At 64.2% G+C, this 18,694-nt stretch carries 22 protein-coding genes and 1 tRNA gene; 15 read left to right on the forward strand and 8 right to left on the reverse strand.

Annotation, left to right across the window (positions count from 1 at the left end):
• The 3 genes from A3736_RS15155 to A3736_RS15165 all read right to left on the reverse strand — a co-directional run.
• The coding region (locus A3736_RS15155) for a bifunctional diguanylate cyclase/phosphodiesterase (protein WP_067684669.1) at positions 1-1,911 on the reverse strand (1,911 nt) is incomplete at its 3' end.
• A gap of 245 nt (positions 1,912-2,156) precedes the next feature.
• Positions 2,157-3,398 carry an MFS transporter gene (locus tag A3736_RS15160; protein WP_067684672.1) on the reverse strand — a complete coding sequence of 414 codons (1,242 nt, stop codon included), beginning with the start codon at positions 3,396-3,398 and terminating at the stop codon, positions 2,157-2,159.
• The gene (locus A3736_RS15165) at positions 3,395-5,998 is read right to left on the reverse strand and encodes an alpha/beta fold hydrolase (protein WP_067684674.1); all 2,604 of its coding nucleotides are present in this window, start codon (positions 5,996-5,998) and stop codon (positions 3,395-3,397) included. The genes A3736_RS15160 and A3736_RS15165 overlap by 4 nt, the downstream gene beginning before the upstream one ends.
• Before the next feature lie 61 nt (positions 5,999-6,059).
• Between A3736_RS15165 and A3736_RS15170 the strand changes: the two genes are divergently transcribed.
• Both A3736_RS15170 and A3736_RS15175 read left to right on the forward strand, forming a co-directional pair.
• Entirely contained in the window at positions 6,060-6,698 is a 639-nt protein-coding gene (locus tag A3736_RS15170) for a TetR/AcrR family transcriptional regulator (protein ID WP_067684677.1), read from the forward strand.
• A 141-nt stretch (positions 6,699-6,839) separates the two neighbouring features.
• Positions 6,840-7,178: a DUF4440 domain-containing protein gene (locus A3736_RS15175; RefSeq protein WP_233999433.1), complete on the forward strand. Its 339-nt coding sequence runs from the start codon at positions 6,840-6,842 to the stop codon at positions 7,176-7,178.
• Positions 7,179-7,254: 76 nt separating this feature from the next.
• On the opposite strand, the gene A3736_RS15180 is transcribed toward A3736_RS15175, so the two are convergent.
• A complete protein-coding gene (locus A3736_RS15180; protein ID WP_067684679.1) occupies positions 7,255-7,491 on the reverse strand; it encodes a DUF2171 domain-containing protein in 237 nt (78 codons plus the stop codon).
• Positions 7,492-7,732: 241 nt separating this feature from the next.
• The gene (locus tag A3736_RS15185) at positions 7,733-8,083 is read right to left on the reverse strand and encodes a hypothetical protein (protein ID WP_067684681.1); all 351 of its coding nucleotides are present in this window, start codon (positions 8,081-8,083) and stop codon (positions 7,733-7,735) included.
• A gap of 178 nt (positions 8,084-8,261) precedes the next feature.
• Here A3736_RS15185 and A3736_RS15190 point away from each other — a divergent pair, with 178 nt between their 5' ends.
• The 6 genes from A3736_RS15190 (at position 8,262) to A3736_RS15215 (ending at position 11,780) form a co-directional block, all read left to right on the forward strand.
• Positions 8,262-9,314 carry a ribonucleotide-diphosphate reductase subunit beta gene (locus tag A3736_RS15190; RefSeq protein ID WP_067684683.1) on the forward strand — a complete coding sequence of 351 codons (1,053 nt, stop codon included), beginning with the start codon at positions 8,262-8,264 and terminating at the stop codon, positions 9,312-9,314.
• A gap of 166 nt (positions 9,315-9,480) precedes the next feature.
• Positions 9,481-9,630: a hypothetical protein gene (locus A3736_RS15195; RefSeq protein ID WP_156502167.1), complete on the forward strand. Its 150-nt coding sequence runs from the start codon at positions 9,481-9,483 to the stop codon at positions 9,628-9,630.
• A 182-nt stretch (positions 9,631-9,812) separates the two neighbouring features.
• Positions 9,813-10,121 (forward strand): zf-TFIIB domain-containing protein, encoded by a 309-nt coding sequence (locus A3736_RS15200; protein WP_067684687.1) that lies wholly within the window; start codon positions 9,813-9,815, stop codon positions 10,119-10,121.
• Between the two features lie 126 nt (positions 10,122-10,247).
• Positions 10,248-10,814: a hypothetical protein gene (locus A3736_RS15205; RefSeq protein WP_067684689.1), complete on the forward strand. Its 567-nt coding sequence runs from the start codon at positions 10,248-10,250 to the stop codon at positions 10,812-10,814.
• Complete coding sequence (locus A3736_RS15210; protein ID WP_067684691.1) at positions 10,811-11,104, forward strand: PRC-barrel domain-containing protein; 294 nt, start codon at positions 10,811-10,813, stop codon at positions 11,102-11,104. Before A3736_RS15205 ends, A3736_RS15210 begins: the two co-directional genes overlap by 4 nt.
• Positions 11,105-11,255: 151 nt before the next feature.
• Positions 11,256-11,780: a hypothetical protein gene (locus tag A3736_RS15215; RefSeq protein WP_067684693.1), complete on the forward strand. Its 525-nt coding sequence runs from the start codon at positions 11,256-11,258 to the stop codon at positions 11,778-11,780.
• A 23-nt stretch (positions 11,781-11,803) separates the two neighbouring features.
• On the opposite strand, the gene A3736_RS15220 is transcribed toward A3736_RS15215, so the two are convergent.
• Complete coding sequence (locus A3736_RS15220; RefSeq protein ID WP_067684695.1) at positions 11,804-12,442, reverse strand: hypothetical protein; 639 nt, start codon at positions 12,440-12,442, stop codon at positions 11,804-11,806.
• Between the two features lie 107 nt (positions 12,443-12,549).
• Here A3736_RS15220 and A3736_RS15225 point away from each other — a divergent pair, with 107 nt between their 5' ends.
• From A3736_RS15225 to A3736_RS15250, 6 genes are all read left to right on the forward strand, one after another.
• Positions 12,550-12,852 (forward strand): hypothetical protein, encoded by a 303-nt coding sequence (locus A3736_RS15225; protein ID WP_067684697.1) that lies wholly within the window; start codon positions 12,550-12,552, stop codon positions 12,850-12,852.
• Between the two features lie 75 nt (positions 12,853-12,927).
• Positions 12,928-13,860, forward strand: a complete 933-nt coding sequence (argB, locus tag A3736_RS15230) for an acetylglutamate kinase (protein ID WP_067684699.1) — start codon at positions 12,928-12,930, stop codon at positions 13,858-13,860.
• A gap of 74 nt (positions 13,861-13,934) precedes the next feature.
• On the forward strand, positions 13,935-14,228 hold the full coding sequence (locus tag A3736_RS15235; protein ID WP_067684701.1) for a YggT family protein: 294 nt from the start codon (positions 13,935-13,937) through the stop codon (positions 14,226-14,228).
• Positions 14,228-15,121 carry a bifunctional methylenetetrahydrofolate dehydrogenase/methenyltetrahydrofolate cyclohydrolase FolD gene (gene folD, locus A3736_RS15240; protein ID WP_067684703.1) on the forward strand — a complete coding sequence of 298 codons (894 nt, stop codon included), beginning with the start codon at positions 14,228-14,230 and terminating at the stop codon, positions 15,119-15,121. The genes A3736_RS15235 and folD overlap by 1 nt, the downstream gene beginning before the upstream one ends.
• 4 nt (positions 15,122-15,125) lie before the next feature.
• Positions 15,126-15,911, forward strand: coding sequence for a hypothetical protein (locus tag A3736_RS15245; RefSeq protein ID WP_156502168.1), 786 nt, complete (start codon positions 15,126-15,128; stop codon positions 15,909-15,911).
• A 1-nt stretch (position 15,912) separates the two neighbouring features.
• Complete coding sequence (locus A3736_RS15250) at positions 15,913-16,548, forward strand: MarC family protein (RefSeq protein WP_067684707.1); 636 nt, start codon at positions 15,913-15,915, stop codon at positions 16,546-16,548.
• A 4-nt stretch (positions 16,549-16,552) separates the two neighbouring features.
• Here A3736_RS15250 and A3736_RS15255 read toward each other — a convergent pair whose 3' ends face one another.
• Both A3736_RS15255 and A3736_RS15260 read right to left on the reverse strand, forming a co-directional pair.
• The gene (locus A3736_RS15255; RefSeq protein WP_067684709.1) at positions 16,553-17,158 is read right to left on the reverse strand and encodes an LON peptidase substrate-binding domain-containing protein; all 606 of its coding nucleotides are present in this window, start codon (positions 17,156-17,158) and stop codon (positions 16,553-16,555) included.
• A gap of 10 nt (positions 17,159-17,168) precedes the next feature.
• Entirely contained in the window at positions 17,169-18,083 is a 915-nt protein-coding gene (locus A3736_RS15260) for a tetratricopeptide repeat protein (protein WP_067684711.1), read from the reverse strand.
• Between the two features lie 258 nt (positions 18,084-18,341).
• On the opposite strand from A3736_RS15260, the gene A3736_RS15265 reads away from it, so the two are divergent.
• Positions 18,342-18,416 (forward strand) — tRNA-Gly (locus A3736_RS15265).
• The last annotated feature ends 278 nt before the right edge of the window (positions 18,417-18,694 follow it).

Below are 18,694 nucleotides of genomic sequence, written 5' to 3' on the forward strand. Positions count from 1 at the left end.
GCATCCCATGCTTTCCAGCGTCAGGCAGTCTTCGGCCGTTTCGATTCCTTCGGCGATGCATTCCAGATCAAGCGTTTCGCACAGGCCCATGATCGCGGTCACGATCTTTTTGACGCCCGGCTCGTCCAGCTTGCACACGAAGCTGCGATCGATCTTGATCTTGTCGATGGGGAGCCGGCTTAGATAGCTCAGGCTCGAATAGCCGGTGCCGAAATCGTCGAGCGCGATCGAGATCCCCATTCCCTGCAGACGGTGGATATGGGCAATCGCAGTATCGTATTCGCGCATCAGTGCGGTTTCCGTAATCTCAAACGTGATGCGATCGGGAGCGACACCATGACGTTCGATGGCCGCAATCAGCCCATCGATAGTGCTCGACCTCCCGATGTCGAAGGTCGAAAGATTGAATGACAGGCCGACGTCTTCGGGCAGCTTCCCCATGCTCGCCAGCGCTTTTTCGAACAGCGTCGTAGTGATGCTCTTCATGAGGTTCAGGCGCTCGCCCGCATCGATGAAGCGTGTCGCATCTACGCGGCCGATCTGAGCGTTGTTCCATCTGGCCAGAGCCTCGACGCCGCGCACCTTCGCGGTGGTCAGATCGAGGATCGGCTGCAGCGCGATGTCCAGCTCGTCCGCAAGGTCGGCGCCCAGCAGGGCCGCCTCAAGTTCGCTGTCGGTGCGCAGGCGCGTTTCGAGATCCAGCGTGAAGAAGGCAAAGGTGCCGCGCCGATCCGCCTTCACGTCGTACAGCGCATAGTCCGCGCGATCGAACACCGAATTCGCGGTCGCTCCGGAATAGGGGAAGGTCGCAAATCCGATGGAACATCCCACCGACAGGCGATGGCCGTCGATCTGGAACGGTCGATTGAGCAAGGCGATGACGCGTTCCCCGATCGCCTTCGCAGCGGTTTCGTCGTCTTCGATCAGGAGACCGAATTCGTCGCCGCCAAGGCGAGCCACCAGCAAGCTGTCGCTGCGCAACGATCGCAGGCGTTGGCCGACCGCGACGAGCAATTTATCGCCTGCGGTGTGGCCGTAAATGTCGTTGACCTGCTTGAAGCGATCGAGATCCAGCACTCCGACCACACACTCCCGCTCTGCCTCGGCAGAGCGCGCGATCCGGTCTTGCAGATCGCTCAGAAACAGTCGCCGGTTGGGAAGACCCGTCAGCACATCCGTCATGGCGAGGCTGGCATTCTCGCTCGCCAGGCTTTCCGCCTCGCGGCGGCGCATCGCCAGTTCGGCCCGCGATGTGATCAGCTCGGTAAAGTCCTCATGCGCATTGAGCGAGACGCGGATCATCAAGGTGGTGACCATGGCCGCGATCAGGGCGATCAGCAGGAAGATCTCGCTCCCGACGAATGCCTGATAGATCATATAGGGCACCATCGTCGTCAGATGCACCAGCAGCGCGGCCTGCGGCAGATGCATCAGGCAGAAGATGCAGCCGATCGCGGTCATGATCAGACAGATCGTCACGCCCGCGCGCTGGAGGGGACCGCCGGACGCATCGAGCAGAAACGCATAGCCAAGATAGGAGAGACAGATCGGGAGAACCGCCAGAGTGGTCCGGCGCAGAAGCGCCTTGGCGTCCGACACGCTGATTTCGGACGGGTCGGGAAGAAACCACAGCCACCACACCATGCGGGTGGTGCAGACAGCCACGAACAGTCCGGAAACCAGTCCGACAATCAGGCGAGGCGCGCTGTCCGCCGTGAGATACACGCTCGCCGCCGCGATGATGACGAGCAGCAGATACAGCAACGGCACCTGACGCTTGAGATTGGCGTATTGGCCGATCAGGGCGTCCGGATCGTCCGAAAAAGCCCAGCTTTTCGGCTTGAGCCAACGCGCATCGGCCCATCCCCTGCGCGCGATTGGCGCGTTTGAACGCTCTGTCTGTCGTGACATTGGCTGTCGTGACACTACCTGTCGTGACACTGGGAATAAGCCTCCGGTTCGCGACCCCGGAACCTCCAGTTTATAGCAGGTTTACGAACAAGGACTTAAATCCGAGGCGACACCCAGGCAAGGGCTGTCCACCCGCCCCCGCCATAAGCAGTTGGCGCGACGTGGCTTTCTTCAAGCTGAGGTCAGAGCCATCCGGACACGGCCGAAATCATCCCGACGGGCCGAACGCGACCGCGTCCGGACGCCTATTGCGCCGACATGTCGGCATGCCCACGCTTCGGGATCGCGAGATAGGAGACGAATGCCGCACACATCACGCCGGCCGCTATCGCCAGAGCGAGATCGTAGGATTGCGTGGCGTCGTAAAGCGTGCCGAAGCCTACGATGCCGAGAGCCGTTCCCAACAGCGAAATCGTCAACAGCAGACCGAACAGGAGGCCGAAGGAATCGCGCGGAAATTGCTGGGCGACGAAGAAGCCGATCGCATCGACTTCCATACCCTGCATCAGCCCCACGAAAACCATCGCAGCGATCGTCATCCAGGCGGGCGCGCCCGAGAGGAACATCAGGCAACCGGCAGCCGCGATCAAAGTGACGCTCGCTGCGATATAGCGGGCATCGCCGCGGTCGAACAGCCAGCCGATGCCCACCCGCCCGACCAGCACGACGATAGCGTAGAGAGAGATCAGCGGCGCCGTGTCCGTCACGCCGTTGAAGAGCAGTAGCGGTTCCAACTGCGTCAAAACGCCGGATGTCGGGACATTCGTGCAGAACACCGAAACGGCAAGAGCGACAAAGGCGCGCGAGCGGATGATCGACCAGATGCGCCGCTTCGAAGCCGGATCGCTTTCTTTTGCCATCGGTTCGGGCACGATCGGCTGATCCTTGTCCGTGCGGTCCTTCATGAAGACCAGGATCACCGGCGCGCCGACACCTATCGCCAGCGCGGCAAGCGTCAGATAACCGCCCATGATGCCATGCGATGCCAGCATATAGGCGATGAGCGGCGTAAACAGCAGCGCTCCGATGGATGCACCCGCCGCCATGATGCCCAGCGCCTGTCCCTTCGCCCGGTCGAACCACCCGGTGATGACGCGCGAAAACGTCAACGCAGTCGCACCGGGGGCCACGACGCCCAGAAGGGCCGACAACACGACGAATTGCCAGTACGGCCCAGTGACCTGCGACAGGGCGGCGAAGACCAGACCGATCGCAATGGTGCAGATCCCGGCGACGATCCGCGCGCCGTAGCGGTCCGCCAAGCGTCCGATCAGCGGCGCCGACAAGGATCCGAGCAGGCCGAGCGCTGCCCCGGCGGAAATCTCGCCACGGGTCCAGCCGAACGTTTCGGACGCGGGCACGACGAAAAGGCTGGAAGTGTAGAAATAAAGCCCGGCCCCCACGCCGATGCCGACATGGCCGCTCGCCACGATGTGCCAGCCGCGCTGCCATTCCTGCCGGGTCGAAAGAGCGGTCAGGGCCGTCACTCGGGCCGTTCGCTGCGGAAATCGATGGCACGTTCGCGGATCCAGTCCGCAACCGTGTCCGGCTGTGTCACGGGGATCATATGCCCGCCCCCGATCAGTGTCAGATCGGCTTCGGGCACGGCTGCGACGAAAGCCTCGCCCTGCGCTTCCGGGTCGAGCACCGGATCGTCGCGACCGAACAGGACCGATACCGGCATCTCCAGCGACGGATAGCGCGCGACCATACCGGGCAGATCGGCAGGCGCGGCGTTCAAATCGGCGCTTGCCGCCTGGAAATTGCCCGGGCGGGCCAGCAAGGCCCCGCCGCCACGGGTCGCGAAATCGCCGGGGACCGGTTCGGGGGCAAACGCCGCTTGCGCGCCCTTCTCGCCGCGCAGCATCATCATCGGGGTAGCCAGAGTCCACGCCACGGCGAGCCGTGCTGTGGGCGAGGCAATGGCGAGCCCGTCGAACGCCTCCGACACTTCGTCCATCGGGTGCGTGAGCGGAGCCAGCAGAGCGAGACCGCCGACCTGGTCGGGCCGATCGAGCGCGAGAGCGAGCGCGACCGCGCCGCCCAGCGAATGGCCGACCACGAGCGGGCGGTCGAGGCCCAGCGTCTGCAAGGCATCGCCGATATGCGCCGCCTGGCTGCGGATCGTGGCGCTGTCGATCGGGTCGGAATAACCAGAACCCGGCCGGTCGATCAGGATCACACGATGATCGCTCGCCAGCTTGTCGAGCAACGCATAGGAGAAATTGCGCATCTGTCCGGCCAGGCCGTGGATCATCACGATCGTCGGGCCGGATCCGACGTCGCGATAATGAACGCGCTTGCCGTTGACGCGGACGAAGCGGCCATCGGCCGGAACCGCTGCCTGCGCCCGCGAACGCGACAGCGCGGCAAACCCCACGAGAGCAGCGCCCCCTACCAAGCCCGCCAGCGCGGCACCGCCGCCGATCCGAGCCGCCAGGGCAAGCGCCCCCGCAGCGCCGCCGGAGGACGCGCCGCGTTTGGCCCCGCGCCGTGCGATCAGTGCGGCAGCCGAGGCTCCGATGCCGGAAGCTGCGGCCACGGCCACCGGTTTGCGATTGGATGTGGGGGCCACCGCATCATCCAGCACCTGCCCGGCTTCGATGAAATGCATCGTGCCGTCGGCGACAGGCGAGAGTTTGTGCGAGGCCAGGTCGAGCGCGTAATTCTGGTGCACTTTCCACGGTGCTTCCGATCCCTGTTTGGGCAGTACATTGGCGGCGCGCTGGACATAGCCCGAGCTGAAATCGAGCATCGGTTCGGGCTCGATCCCCGCATGGGCGCGGCGCGGCAGGCAGGCCACCTTGTCGTGCGCGTCGAGGTAATTGATCAACCGGCAGGCATGGCGCGCTGACAGGTCGCATTTCAGCGTCCAGCTGGCATTCGTATATCCGAAGGCGAGCGCCATGTTCGGCACGCCTTCCAGCATCATGCCCTTATAGACCAGCCGGTCGGCAGGATCGACGCGATCGCCGTCCACGTAAAGCTCGACGCCGCCCACCATGGTGAGCGTGAGCCCGGTGGCGGTGACGATGATGTCAGCGGGCAATTCCCTGCCCGAAGTCAATGCGATGCCCTCGGGCGTGAAACGCTCGATCGTATCGGTGACGATTTCGGCATCACCATTGCGGATGGTGTCGAACAGATCGGCATCGGGCACCAGGCAGATGCGCTGGTCCCACGGATTGTAGGACGGCTCGAAATCGCGCTCCACAGGGTAGCCCTCGGGAAGCTGTTCGCGCACGCCATCGAGGATGGCGGCCTTGACCTTGGCAGGCTTGCGCCGCGCATAACCGTATGTCGCGATGCCGAGACCGACGCTCTTCCACTTGGTAATGCCGTCGGCGAGCGCCTTGGGCAGATGTTCGTGCGTCCAGCGGGAAATCGCATCTTCCGACGGACGGGCGACAATATAGGTCGGCGAGCGCTGGAGCATGGTAACCTTCGCGGCGGTGCGAGCCATCGCCGGCACCAGCGTTACCGCCGTCGCACCGCTGCCGATCACGACCACGCGCTTGTCGGCATAATCCAGATCTTCCGGCCATTGCTGCGGATGGACGATCTCGCCCCCGAAACTCTCCGCGCCCTCGAAATGCGGCGTGTGGCCGCCTGCGTAATCGTAATAGCCGCTGCCCATATAGAGGAACGAGCAGGCGACATGACGCTTCTCGCCATTTTCCTCGATCTCCAGCACCCACTCGGCATTTTGAGTGGACCAGCGCGCCGCCACCACCTTGCAACCGAAGCGGATGTGCCGATCGATACCGAATTTCTGCGCGGTATCGACGATGTAATCGCGGATCGCCTCGCCATCGGCGATGGCGCGATCGCTCGGCCAGGGGTGGAAAGGGAAGCCCAGCGTATACATGTCCGAATCCGAACGGATGCCCGGATAGCGGAACAGATCCCAGGTGCCGCCGATCGCATCGCGCGCTTCGAGGATCGCGTAGCTCTTGCCGGGGCATTCGGTGGAAACGCGGTAGCCCGCATCGATACCGGAAAGCCCAGCGCCCACGATCAGGACATCGAAACGCTCCGAGATGTCGGCAGAAGAAGGGGTTTGACGTGTTTCGGCGGCACTGGCCATTTTAGCGTTCCATCGGCAAGAGGAAGTCGGATCGCTCCGATCTGGAAATAGGTGTTATCACTTGGCGAAGGCGACGACAAGCGCAACCGGGCAAGGCCGTACTTATGGCGGGCAATCGTCCGGCGAGCGACGGGCCGAACGGCAGGAGCGGCTGATCAGGGCGGCCGTCGATACCTATGGCGAACAGGGTTATCGCCGTACCACGGTGGCGGACGTCTGCCGGGCGGCCGGCCTCACTCCGCGCTATTTCTACGAATCCTTCGCCAACAGCGAGGCGCTGTTGATCGCGGCTTACGAAGCGGTGACCCGGATTGCCCTGGAAACCGTGCAGGCGGCAGCATCCGGGTTGGGCGAAACCGAGCGCGAAGCGCGCCTGGAAGCGATGCTGCGGGGATATTACACCTTGCTACGCGAAAAGCCCGCAGCCGCTCGCGTGTTCGTAACGGAAATGTCGGGCATCAGCGCCGCGGTGGATGCGGCTTTCGAACGGGGGCTTGCAGAATTCGCTCGAGTGCTGGCTCTGACTCTCGATCCCGACGGGCGCAAGACAGGCGCGAACGTGCTGCGCGAAACGGGCGCGATGCACGGGCTGCTCGCGATCGCCCGGACCTGGATCGCTCACGGTTGCAACGAGCCGGTCGCCGAGGTGGTGGCAATCGCCAAGCCGTTTTGCCGGATACTGGTCTCGCAGGACGCCTGACCGGTTTCGGACAGGCCGAGCCACAGCTTGTCTCGCGCGATCGGGTGAACCGCATGGCTCTTCGACCGTTGCCTGATCGAACGGACATTATCGAGGAGACCATCCGTGAACGACGAACGCATCTGACAATTCGAGCGCGAATTGTGGCTGGGAGGCGGCGACGTTTACCGGGAAAAGGTGTCGCAGGACTGCGTGATGGGCCTGCCGCAGCAGCCGTTCCTGTTCGACCACGAAGCTGCCACCAGGGCGGTCGAAAGCACGCCGGTTTGGAGCGAGGTCGAATTCGCCGACACGCGCGTGACGCGGCACGACGAAGGCTTGATCGTCATCGGTTACCGCGCGCATGCGAAGCGCGAGGGGAGCGATTATCATGCGGTCTGCACCAGCACGCTCCAGCGCCTCGAGCATGAGAACTGGGTGGTGATCCAGCATCAGCAGACGCCTTTCGGTGTCGAGGTGAAGGATCCCGACGCGGCCTGACTTTACGCTGCCGGACGCGAAAAACCCCACCGGTCGCGAAACCGGCGGGGTTTTTCATGCTCTATTGCGAGGCGGTTCAGGCGTTCGCCTTGTTCCCCAGCCCGGCAGGAATGCGTGCGCCTTCCTTGAGATAGATGCGGTTATCGTCGATCTTTTCGACATCATCGACCGGGATCATGTGGTGGATGCTGTCGGCGCTGTCCGACTTGGTCAGCTTGATGTTGTCGCCTTCGACATCGTCGACCGTGCCGACGTGCTGGCCCTTCGAATCGGCGATTTCCATGTGTTCCTTGATGCGGATCTTCTCGAACATAAATTACCCTTTGGTATAAGTTGCTTATACCTGAACAACGGGTCGCCTCGCGGACCGTTCCTCGGTTCGTCGCCGCCCAGCCACGGCCTGGTGACAATCGAGCGGAACCCGGGCGTCGGCTCCCGAGTCAGCATTCCGGGCCAAAGAAAACGCCCCACCGGGGTCGGCGGGGCGTCGGGGTGCGGGCTGGCCCGCAAAGGGGAACGGGCCGGACCCGTCCTGCCCCAAACGTGTTCGGCGATCAGTCGCCCGAGATCGGGCGATTGCCGTCCGCCTTGGCGCGCGCTGCCGGATCGGCGGAGGTTTCGCCTACCGCGTTGCCGCCGCCCTTGGTGCCGTTCTTGGCCCCGTCGGTCGCGATGTCCTGTTCCATCTGGCCTTCGCGGTCCTTGCTGTTGCCGTAGGCGACCTGCGACTTGTTTTCCTCGGGGCCATCCTTCGAATCGCCCTTCGACGCATCCGCCTGTTGTTCCTGCTGGCGCGCTTCGCCTTCGCGGTGGCCGGTGCGGTCGGGCTCGCCCGGGGCGCGCTCGTTCGAAAGCGTCACGTCGCGGCTGTCCTTGGGCTCGTATCGTCCTTCATAGGTGCTCATTGGAAAAATTCCTTTCACCCGGTCAACGCCCGCGCCACCCACAGCGTTCCGCGCAATGCAACCCCGCCGGTCGCAAATTCTCCCCGGCTTATCCCCGCCGAATCACCAGATAGCGGGTTCGAAAATGCGCCCGGATGCTCTATATGTTCTGGTTCACACGAAGACCCGGAGACACAAGATGTCGTTGCTCGAAGCCCGCAAGACCTACAAGCCGTTCGAATACCCCTGGGCTTACGAGTTCTGGAAACGTCAGCAGCAGATCCACTGGATGCCGGAAGAAGTGCCGCTGGGCGAGGATTGCCGCGACTGGGCGCAGAACCTCACCGATCACGAGCGCAATCTGCTCACGCAGATTTTCCGATTCTTCACCCAGGCCGATGTCGAGGTGCAGGATTGCTACCACGAGAAATACGGCCGCGTGTTCAAGCCGACGGAAGTGAAGATGATGCTCGCCGCCTTCTCCAATATGGAGACGGTGCATATCGCCGCCTATTCCCACCTTCTCGACACGATCGGCATGCCGGAAAGCGAATACGGCATGTTCCTCGAGTACGAGGAGATGAAGGACAAGCACGATTACCTGCAGGAATTCGGCGTCGACAATGACGAGGATATCGCCCGCACGCTGGCGATGTTCGGCGGCTTTACCGAAGGGCTGCAGCTGTTCGCCAGCTTCGCCATGCTGATGAACTTCCCGCGCTTCAACAAGATGAAGGGGATGGGCCAGATCGTGAGCTGGTCGGTGCGCGACGAATCGCTGCACTGCGAAGGCATCACCCGCCTGTTCCACGCCTTCTGCGCCGAGCGCGACTGCCTGACCAAGGCGGTGAAGGAAGACATCATGGACATGTGCCAGAAGACGGTCCGCCTGGAAGACGCCTTCATCGACCTCGCCTTCGAACAGGGCCCGGTGACGGGGATGACCGCGAAAGAGATCAAGCGCTACATCCGCTACATCGCCGACTGGCGGCTGGGCCAGCTGGGCCTCCAGCCGATCTACATGGTGGAAGACCACCCCCTCCCCTGGCTCGCCCCGCTGCTGAACGGCGTGGAGCACGCCAATTTCTTCGAAACCCGCGCAACCGAATATTCCAAGGGCGCGACCAAGGGGAACTGGCAGGACGTCTGGTCGAGCTTCGACAAGCGCAACAAGGCCCGGCCCGCCAACGAGGAAGCGGATGCGGACGATCAGGGCCCGGGTCTGTTCGGGGACGTCGAGGCGGCGGAGTAATTCTAGGCCGGGGCTTGGTTCAGGTAATCTGGCGCTGCGCAGCTCCAGGGTGCCCTGGCCCATTCCCCGCCCGTACTGGCGCAAAGGCAGAAACCGTAATCTCTTCCATAGCTTGAGTGAGTGCGAGCCGGGTATTTTCCCACTCGCACCAACCAAGGACTACACCATGGATCAGAAGAACCAGAAGCCCGCCCAGAACCAACAGGGCGATAAGGGCAAGTCCGACCACGATGCGCAGCAGCGCCAGCAGAACGAAGGCGGTGCAAGCCAGAAGGGTGACGACAAGTCGTCTGAGACCCCGCGTCAGCCCAAGTAAGCGCTGAACCCAATGCGCCGCCCGTTACGGCGCCAAGCGACGGCCGCCCCTTCGGGGGCGGCCGTTGTCGTCGTGGGCATAGGCGTGCAGCGGCGCGTGCATCATCGCCGCACGGTTGCGCTTGATAGCGGCACGCAGACCAACCACTTGCGAAAACGAATTCGACCCTGAGAGGATTTCACATGCGAACCGAAGCCGAAGTCGCCGCCATGCCGTGCCCCGTCTGTGCCGTCCCGCTCGCCATGAGCGATCGGCAGGGGGTCGAGATCGATTACTGCCCGCAATGCCGCGGCGTGTGGCTCGACCGCGGCGAGCTCGACAAGATCATTGAGCGTAGCGGCCCGCAAATGGGCGGGGGCCAGTCCGGCGGTCACGCCCGCCCGGCACCCAGCTACGCCCAGCATGGCGGCCACGGCCATTCGGGCTATGGCCATGGTTACGGCAAGCCGCAAAAGCGCAAGAAGAGCTTCCTCGAAGAATTGTTCGACTGACCTGGTGGCGAACGGCTCGGACCGCTTGCGAGATCTGCTAATTCCTTATTTTTTCGGAACTTTCCGGTAGCCCATGGGCTCTAGCTGTGTCGACACTATCCGTCGGCGCGACAGACAGGGACCAACATGGCAGAAATTCCGGTAGAGAAGAAATCCAACCTGTCCTGGCTTTGGTGGCTGTTGCTGCTGGCCGGGATTATCGCCCTTCTCTGGGCGATCTTCGACAATGACGATGACACGCCCGACGTGCTCGAAGAAGATACCGCCATCGTCGCAAACGACGCCGCGACCGACGTCGAAACCGTCGATCCAGTCGACACCGGCATGGCGGCTGACGCGACCGGTACCGTCGTGACCTTGGACGCGCTGTCCTCGCTCGGCGATCGCATCGGCGACGATGTCAATCTCGACACCGTTCCGGTGAATCGCGTGATCGGCGACATGGGCTTCACCGTGGGCGAAGGCGCCAACGAAACGCTCATCCGCTTCGACCAAGTGCAGACGCCCGAAACGGCTCGTGAAGGCCTGATCGACGTCAATCCCGGCTCGACCGTGTCGCTCGCCGGCAACGTTCAGGCGCTCGACCTTTCGAACATGCCGCAGTCGATCCAGGCCGATCTGGAAGGCGGCAACGACGCCTATATCCGCGCCGCGCGGGTGAATGTGCAAAATGGGGGAGTAAACCCGCGATGAAACATGATGACCGCTTCAACGAATTGACCGGCCTGTCCGATTGGCAGCTGGAAAACGAAGATCAGGACATAAGGGGCTATCCCGTGCGCTCGCGCACCGGCGAGAGCTACGGCAAGATCGAGGATATGCTGGTGGACAAAGATGGCGAACGCGTCGTCGCCGTCCGCATGGACGATGGTCGCCTGGTCGGTGTCGAACATCTCGACATCCACGACGATTCGGTGACGTATCGCGATACCGGACCGGCGGCGGACACCCGCTACACGCGAGTTCGCGCACGCAGCGTCTGATCGATCACGCGCTACACTACGACAAAGGGCCTCCGGAGCGATCCGGGGCCCTTTTCGTGTGGGGCGTCTTGAGAAGCCCTGCGCAGGATCCCGGCAAGCAGATCGATGAAAGCATTTTCCTACATCGTGCGAATCTGCTTCATCCTGTGCGATGCAGCGTACTTCTCCCGATCCTGTCGAAACCGGCGATGGAGCCGCGGCCCGCACCCGCCGCCGCCTGCCCGCCTTCCATCCCCTGCCCTGCGCCCGGCATGACGGGTGGACGGCGGCGCGGCAGGCGGATTTCATCGGGATGCTGGTCGAAACGCGCTCGGTCGCGAAGGCGGCGCGCGCGGTCGCGATGGGGCGGGAAAGCGCCTATCGCCTGCGCCGTCGGGCCGGGGCGGCGGGCTTCGCCGCCGCGTGGGACACGGCGCTGGGGGTGGCGCATGATGCCGTGGACCTGGCGAGTACGAAAGCCACAGGGCTCGCGCCGTATGAGCGGATGAAGCGCGGGCTGGTCCAGGTGTTGATGCATCGCGGGCGCTATCGGGGAAGTACTTGTAAACCGGACATAAACGCCCTGCTCCAGCATCACGCGGCGATGGAGCGCGCGGCGCGGATGCTCGACGAAAGCGGGAGGGCGCAGGCTGGCTTAGGGCCCGCCGATCGTGTCAACGCCCGGCATCCGGCATGACGGCGCCGCGCGGCCCCGCCGCCTCACCAACCCCAGGCAGGCGGCGGCGCGGCAACCGGGCGGGCCGCGTCGAACGCGACGCGGAACAGCCGGGTCGGATCGTTGCGGCGCGTCAATTGATAGGCGAAGCGCGCATCGGGCTCGCCCGCCGGATCGACCTCGACGCGCCAGACATTGGTGAGCGAGAGGTCCAGCCCCTCCCGCTCGAACAGCGCGATCGAATAGGGATCGACCGGGAAATCCTGCGCGCCCGGCATCCCCTGGCCCGAATTATCGCCGCCATAGTGCGTCACCGCATCCACACTCCCATCGGCATGGCGGTGGTCGTGCTTCAGCCGCAGCCCGTCGGCAGTGCGGCTGACCAGCCAGGTGCGGCTGCGGTCCCACCCGTCGGCCTCGTCCGCATCCTCGATATGGAAGGCGATCGCGATGCGGGTGGGCGTACACTCGGCCCAGTGGGCCAGCATCCGCTTGCCGCGAAACGCTTCGTCGCGCGCATCCTCGGTGGCGAGCGAACCGGCATAGGCGTTGCCGCAATGGCTCTCCAGAGCGTCCCAGAACGCCTGCTGCGCGGTGGGCAGCGGCGGCGCGGAAGGCGCCTCGGCAGTAGCGACACAGGCCGACAGGGGGAGGAGTGCGAAGAGAAGAGCGGCACGGTTCATGGGGGCGAGTCTAGGGCCGACGAAACGGGAGGGGAAGACGGATCGTGGAACGCCCGCCGCGCCCGGTCATTATTCCTGAAAGCGACCAAACAGGAGATTTTCGCACCATGTCCGATCCCGTTCCCGATACCAATCCGTCCAGCCGCTGGTTCTGGGTCGGCCTCATCGTCCTCCTGGCGGTCGCCTCGATCATCTTCTTCCTGAACGCCGACGGGGACGAGGAAATCGAAACGATCCCCGACAGCGCGATCACCACGCAGGAAGAACGGTTGAACACCGACCTCACCTCCGACACCGCCGAAGGGCTGGAGCAGGTGCGCGGCGCCGATGCCGAGAATGTCCAGGCGGTCGAAAGCACGACCGAAACACAGACCGGCGCGACCGATCTGACCGAACCGCCCACCGAATAAAGCGGAGCCCTTTCCGGGCGATCCATCCCACGCTAAGCGCCTGCCTTCACCCACCACGAAGGCAGGCGTTTTCGCATGAGCGGCACCATTCCCGATCCCGACGATCTCCATACCAAGGCGGCGACGCTGATCGAGGCGCTGCCTTATTTCCAGCGCTATGCCGGGCGCACCTTCGTGGTGAAATATGGCGGCCACGCCATGGGCGATGAACAGGCGGCGCGCGAATTCGCGAGCGACATCGTGCTGTTGAAAGCGGTCGGCATCAATCCGGTGGTGGTCCACGGCGGCGGCCCGCAGATCGGCGCGATGCTGAAGAAGCTCGGCGTGGAAAGCACCTTCGTCGATGGCCTGCGCGTCACCGACAAGGCGACGGCCGAGATCGCCGAAATGGTCCTGTCGGGAGCGATCAACAAACAACTCGTCGGATGGATCGCGCGCGCCGGAGGCAAGGCGATCGGCCTGTCGGGCAAGGACGGAAATCTCGTCACCGCGACCAAGCTGGAACGCACGGCGAAGGATCCCGACAGCAATATCGAACAGGCGCTCGACCTGGGCTTCGTGGGCGAGCCGACGCTGGTCGACACCGCCGTGATCGACACTGCCATTGCGGCAGGCATGATCCCGGTGGTCGCGCCCATCGGCAGCGGGGCGGACGGGCACACCTACAACATTAACGCCGACACTATGGCCGGCGCACTCGCCGCAGCACTGGGCGCGGCGCGACTGTTCCTGCTGACGGATGTCGCAGGCGTGCTCGACAAGCAGGGCGACCTCCTCACCGATCTCGACCCTGCCGACATCGCCCGGCTGCGCGAGGACGGGACGATCGGCGGCGGCATGATCCCGAAGCTGGAAACCTGCGTCCACGCGGTGGAGGGCGGTTGCGATGCCGCCGTGGTCCTCGACGGGAGAGTGGCGCATGCCATGCTGCTCGAATTCTTTACCGAACAGGGCGCGGGCACGCTGATCCGCGCAGGGGTGGAAGAGGTCGGCGCCGCGCCCCGCTAGGCCTTCCCTACACGGCTTCGCGCCTGTAAGCGGAGCCTCACGAAACTGCACCAAACCCAACGGACGGGACCGGCATGCAAGCGCTTTACACCATCTACGAAATCGTCGCGATGCTCACCAATGTGCTGGTGATGCTGATCATCATCCAGTTCATCATCGGGCTGCTGTTCGCCTTCAATGTGGTGAACAGCTCGAACGAATTTCTTTCGGGCGTCTATATGGCGATCAACCGCCTGCTCGATCCGGTGCTGCGCCCGATCCGCAATATCCTGCCCAGCACCGGGGCGATCGATTTCTCGCCGCTGGTCCTCATCATCCTGTTGCAGGTCGTGCTGATCGTCCTCGACGGTGTGATCAAGAGCGTCTGATGGCTGCGGACCGGATCGACGGAAAGGCTTTCGCCGAAAAGCTGCGCGCGCGCGTCGGCGAACAGGCGGCGAAGTTCGAACAGGCAGCAGGGCGCAAGGCCGGGCTGGCCGTGGTGCTCGTGGGCGAGGATCCTGCCAGCCAGGTCTATGTGCGCAGCAAGGGCAAGGCGGTTCTGGCCGCCAATATGAACGGCTTCGAACATCGTTTGGCCGAAGATACGTCGCAGGAAGATCTGCTCGCGCTTGTCGAAGCGCTCAATGCGGACGATGCCGTCGACGGCATCCTCGTCCAGCTGCCCCTGCCCGCCCATCTCGACGATCAGGCGGTGATCGCCGCGATCGATCCGGACAAGGATGTGGACGGGTTCCATATCGCCAATGCCGGTCGCCTCGCCGTGGGCCAGACGGGCTTCGTGCCCTGCACCCCGCTCGGCTGCATGATGCTGCTGGCCGATCGGCTGGGCGATCTGTCGGGAATGGAAGCAGTCGTGATCGGACGCTCCAACATCGTGGGCAAGCCGATGGCGCAGCTCCTGCTGGATGCGAACGCCACTGTCACCATCGCGCACAGCCGGACGAAGGATCTGGCGGGCGTGGTGCGCCGCGCCGATATCGTGGTCGCCGCGGTGGGCCGTGCCGAGATGGTCAAGGCCGACTGGCTGAAGCCGGGCGCAACGGTGATCGATGTCGGCATCAATCGCCTGCCTGCGGGCGAAGGTGAGGAGCGCGGGCGGCTGGTCGGCGATGTCGACTATGGCCCGGCAAGCGAGGTCGCCTCCGCGATCACGCCCGTGCCCGGCGGCGTCGGCCCGATGACCATTGCCGTCCTGCTGCGCAACACGCTGGTCGCAGCCTACAATCATGCCGGGCTCGACCAGCCGGAAGGCCTCTGAGGCGATGCGCGCCCTCGCGACATTCTCTCTTCTCGCGGGCTGCTTCGCGCTTGCCGCCTGTGCGGCGGGGCCGCGCGTTCCCCGCTATACCGAGCGGTTCGAGCGAGAGGTCAGGACCACCGCCAATCCCGGCAGCGTGGCCGCGCGTGACATCGCCTTTGCGCGGGCCGCGCGCGACGACGGTGGACCGAGCGCCTTCGATGAATTCGCCGCAGCGGATGCCGTGATCCACGATGCGGAGGGGCCGATCGATGTAGCGGCCTACTTCGCTCGCCGATCCGCATCCATGCCGCCCCGGCAATGGACGCCGCAGGCGGTCTGGTCGAGCTGCGACGGACAGACCGCGATCTCGCAAGGGAAATACGCCGATCCGGACGGGCAATGGGGCTATTACGCCACCGTGTGGGAGCGGCAGCGCGATTACGATTATGCCTTCGCCTACCACATCGCAGCGCCCGATGCGGCCCTGACCGCGCGCGAGAATGCCGAGCGCGATGCGCGGCCCACCGGCGACGATGTGATCGTGGTGCGCGCGATTCCGATGATTACCGGAGAGGTCGCCGATTGTCCCGGTGAAGACGCCTTGCCCTCGCCCCTGCCCGCCCCCGCCATGGAGGAAGGTAGCCGGATCGGCGGCGAGAGGTCGAAGGACGGCACGCTTGCCTGGCGCTGGGTCCAGGGGGCGGACGGGCGCCGCAGCTTCGTCGCCAGCCATTGGCAGGGCGGGAGCTGGAAGCAGGCGACTCGCTTCGAAATAACCGCCGATGGTCGCTACGAGCGGGACAACTGATATGGCCGAACTGTTTCTCTCCGCTTTCGTCACGCTGTTCGTCGTGATCGATCCCCCCGGCTGCGCGCCGATCTATGCGGGCCTCACCAAGGGTGCGAGCGCGGTGCAGCGGCGCAACATGGCGGTACGCGCCTGCCTGATTGCGACCGCGATCCTGCTGGTGTTCGCTCTGTTCGGCGTCGATCTTCTGGCCGCGCTCCATATCGAGCTCGACAGCTTCCGCATCGCCGGCGGGCTGATGCTGTTCTGGATCGCGTGGGAAATGGTGTTCGAAAAGCGCACCCAGCGGCGCGAGGAACGGGCCGAGAAGCTCGCCGCGCAGCATGCCAATACCCCCGAAGTGGAGGACGTCTCGGTCTTCCCCATGGCCATGCCGATGCTGGCCGGGCCGGGTGCGATCGCGGCGATCATGCTGCTGATGCAGGAAGCGCCGGGCCTCGAAGGCTCTCTGGTGGTGCTGGGCGCGCTGTTGACCGTGCTGGTCATCACCGCGCTCGCCCTGATTGCGGCGGGGCCGCTGATGCGGCTGTTCGGCGACCGGGTGGAAGCGGTGGTGACGCGCTTGCTGGGCGTCTTGCTGGCGGCGCTCGCCGCGCAATATGTGATCGACGGTCTGCGCGGCTCGTTCGGGCTCTAGAGCCCTATTGAAGCGTGACGCGATCGTCCCCGCCGTCGCGCAGGGCGAAGAACTGCATCAGCTGCACCAGCAATTCGCATCGCTCGCCAAGGCTGTCCGCCTCCAGCAACGCCTGCTTGGCCGCAACATCGAAGGGCGCGATCTGCGACACGCCGTTGATGAGCGACTGATCGTCGAGGCGATCGACCGAATCCCAGTCGACGCTGTATCCCTGCATATCGGCGAAACGACGCGCTTCGAATTCGAAGCCGGCGCGCTCGACGCTGGAAAGCACCTCGTCCTCGTCATCCTCGATCGCTTCGGCTTCGATCTGGCGGAACGCGGTGGTGACGTCGAGCTCGCGGATCATCCGGAACCGCGCCTCGCCTTCCAGGACGAGGTTGTAGCGCCCATCGTCGAGCGCTTCGACCTCGCCGATCCGGCCGATACAGCCGACCTCGTATAGCGGCGAATCATCGCCGCCGCGCATCGGCTGGATCATCGCGATCCGCCGGTCGCGGGCCAAAGCGTCGCTCGCCATGGCGCGATAGCGCGGCTCGAAGACGTGGAGCGGCAATTGCAGGCCGGGGAACAGGATCGCTCCGGGCAAAGGGAAGATGGATAGCCTCAAGCTGCGCCGCCTATCCGAACAGGATTCGCGACAGTCGCCGCCTTGTGGCGACGACCCATGGATCTTCGAGGCCGACCGCTTCGAAGATTTGCAACAGCTTGGCGCGCGCGGCCCCGTCGTTCCAGGCATTGTCCGCCTCGATCATGGCGAGCAGCTCGTCCGCCGCATCGTCGCGCCGACCGGCCGCGAAAGCCGCCTCGGCATAGGCCAGCCGATCGTCCATCGCGCCACCCTGCGCCTTGTCCTTCAGCGCGGTCAGCTCGCCCTCGTCGGGAGCGTTGGCAGCCAGATCGAGCGCGCTCTGCGCCGCTTCCAATTGCGGATCGTCGACCAGCGCCGGGTTGGTCCGCGCGGCGGCGAGAGCGGCCTTGGCGTCATCGATCCGCCCCGCTTCGACCAGCGCACGTACAAGCCCGGCCTGTGCCGCGCCCTCGTCGGGTTTCATGTCGACCACCTGCATGAAGATGGCCGCCGCGCGTTCCGCGTCGCCTTCGGCCAGCACCTGTTCGCCCATAGCGATGAATTGCGCGACATCGGGCTGGCCGTTCGCCTGTTCGCCCGCCGCACCCGGTTCGACGGGCAGCTGACTCAGCAGCTGGTCGAGCGTCTGCTTCAATTGCGATTCGCTGCGTGCATTGGTCAGGTCGGCGACCGGCTGGCCCTGGAACATGGCGTAGACGGTGGGAATGGAACGGACCTGGAACTGGCTGGCGATGAACTGCTCTTCATCGACATTCACCTTGGCAAGGACCACGCCCTTGTCCGCATAATCGGCCGCCACCTTTTCCAGCACCGGCGTAAGCGCCTTGCACGGCCCGCACCATTCCGCCCAGAAATCGAGCACGACGAGCTTCGTCATCGACGGCTCGACGACCTCGGTGCGGAAGCGGTCCACCGCCTTCTGTTCGTCGAGATTGAGACCCATGCTCGCCACTGCGGTAATCCTTTCCTGCGCGTTCGTTCGCTGTATTCGGCCCCATGTGGGGCGTTTCGAGCCGTTGTGAAGGGCGGGACGCCTCGGGGCAAGGGCCGCGAGGGGGCCAGGCGGGCGCGCGAGGACGAGTGTATGGTGCGCTTCGTTGCTCGCCACGCATTTTTGCCTTGCACGGTCCGAAACCCGCTGCTAATCGCGCGCCTCCCCACGGTGATGGGCCCCAAGGGCACGCACCGGGAACGTCAGTGAGCGGGCGTAGCTCAGGGGTAGAGCACAACCTTGCCAAGGTTGGGGTCGGGCGTTCGAATCGCCTCGCCCGCTCCATTTTTCTTAAGAATATTGATCCACTTAAGCGGATCGCAATCATGCGAATTCCGCTTCCCCGCCTTGTCGGTCACTTCGGGGAAGCATGGGGGAAGCAGAAATCGGAGTTTCGTAGCGCATTCTGGCGTCTGCATTGCGACATTGTGAACCTCATGATTCCAAGGCGCAAGGGTCGGATTAGGGTATGTTCAGCTTGCAGTGTGAAGGTTGAACGTGTGCAATCCGATTGCCCAATTAGCACGCCATTTGAAACGGCGGGTGAGGGGCCGGGAGTAGTC

Origin of the sequence: Erythrobacter sp. HI0063 (genome assembly GCF_001635685.1) — a bacterium.
In the GTDB taxonomy this organism is placed as follows: Bacteria; Pseudomonadota; Alphaproteobacteria; order Sphingomonadales; family Sphingomonadaceae; genus Qipengyuania.

Coding starts and splice junctions, on each gene's coding strand:
- A3736_RS15165 (WP_067684674.1), bottom strand. CDS start 5,998: ATGGCCAGTGCCGCCGAAACACGTCAAACCCCTTCTTCTGCCGACATC.
- A3736_RS15180 (WP_067684679.1), bottom strand. CDS start 7,491: ATGTTCGAGAAGATCCGCATCAAGGAACACATGGAAATCGCCGATTCG.
- A3736_RS15185 (WP_067684681.1), bottom strand. CDS start 8,083: ATGAGCACCTATGAAGGACGATACGAGCCCAAGGACAGCCGCGACGTG.
- A3736_RS15190 (WP_067684683.1), top strand. CDS start 8,262: ATGTCGTTGCTCGAAGCCCGCAAGACCTACAAGCCGTTCGAATACCCC.
- A3736_RS15195 (WP_156502167.1), top strand. CDS start 9,481: ATGGATCAGAAGAACCAGAAGCCCGCCCAGAACCAACAGGGCGATAAG.
- A3736_RS15200 (WP_067684687.1), top strand. CDS start 9,813: ATGCGAACCGAAGCCGAAGTCGCCGCCATGCCGTGCCCCGTCTGTGCC.
- A3736_RS15205 (WP_067684689.1), top strand. CDS start 10,248: ATGGCAGAAATTCCGGTAGAGAAGAAATCCAACCTGTCCTGGCTTTGG.
- A3736_RS15210 (WP_067684691.1), top strand. CDS start 10,811: ATGAAACATGATGACCGCTTCAACGAATTGACCGGCCTGTCCGATTGG.
- A3736_RS15215 (WP_067684693.1), top strand. CDS start 11,256: ATGCAGCGTACTTCTCCCGATCCTGTCGAAACCGGCGATGGAGCCGCG.
- A3736_RS15220 (WP_067684695.1), bottom strand. CDS start 12,442: ATGAACCGTGCCGCTCTTCTCTTCGCACTCCTCCCCCTGTCGGCCTGT.
- A3736_RS15225 (WP_067684697.1), top strand. CDS start 12,550: ATGTCCGATCCCGTTCCCGATACCAATCCGTCCAGCCGCTGGTTCTGG.
- argB (WP_067684699.1), top strand. CDS start 12,928: ATGAGCGGCACCATTCCCGATCCCGACGATCTCCATACCAAGGCGGCG.
- A3736_RS15235 (WP_067684701.1), top strand. CDS start 13,935: ATGCAAGCGCTTTACACCATCTACGAAATCGTCGCGATGCTCACCAAT.
- folD (WP_067684703.1), top strand. CDS start 14,228: ATGGCTGCGGACCGGATCGACGGAAAGGCTTTCGCCGAAAAGCTGCGC.
- A3736_RS15245 (WP_156502168.1), top strand. CDS start 15,126: ATGCGCGCCCTCGCGACATTCTCTCTTCTCGCGGGCTGCTTCGCGCTT.
- A3736_RS15250 (WP_067684707.1), top strand. CDS start 15,913: ATGGCCGAACTGTTTCTCTCCGCTTTCGTCACGCTGTTCGTCGTGATC.
- A3736_RS15260 (WP_067684711.1), bottom strand. CDS start 18,083: ATGGGTCTCAATCTCGACGAACAGAAGGCGGTGGACCGCTTCCGCACC.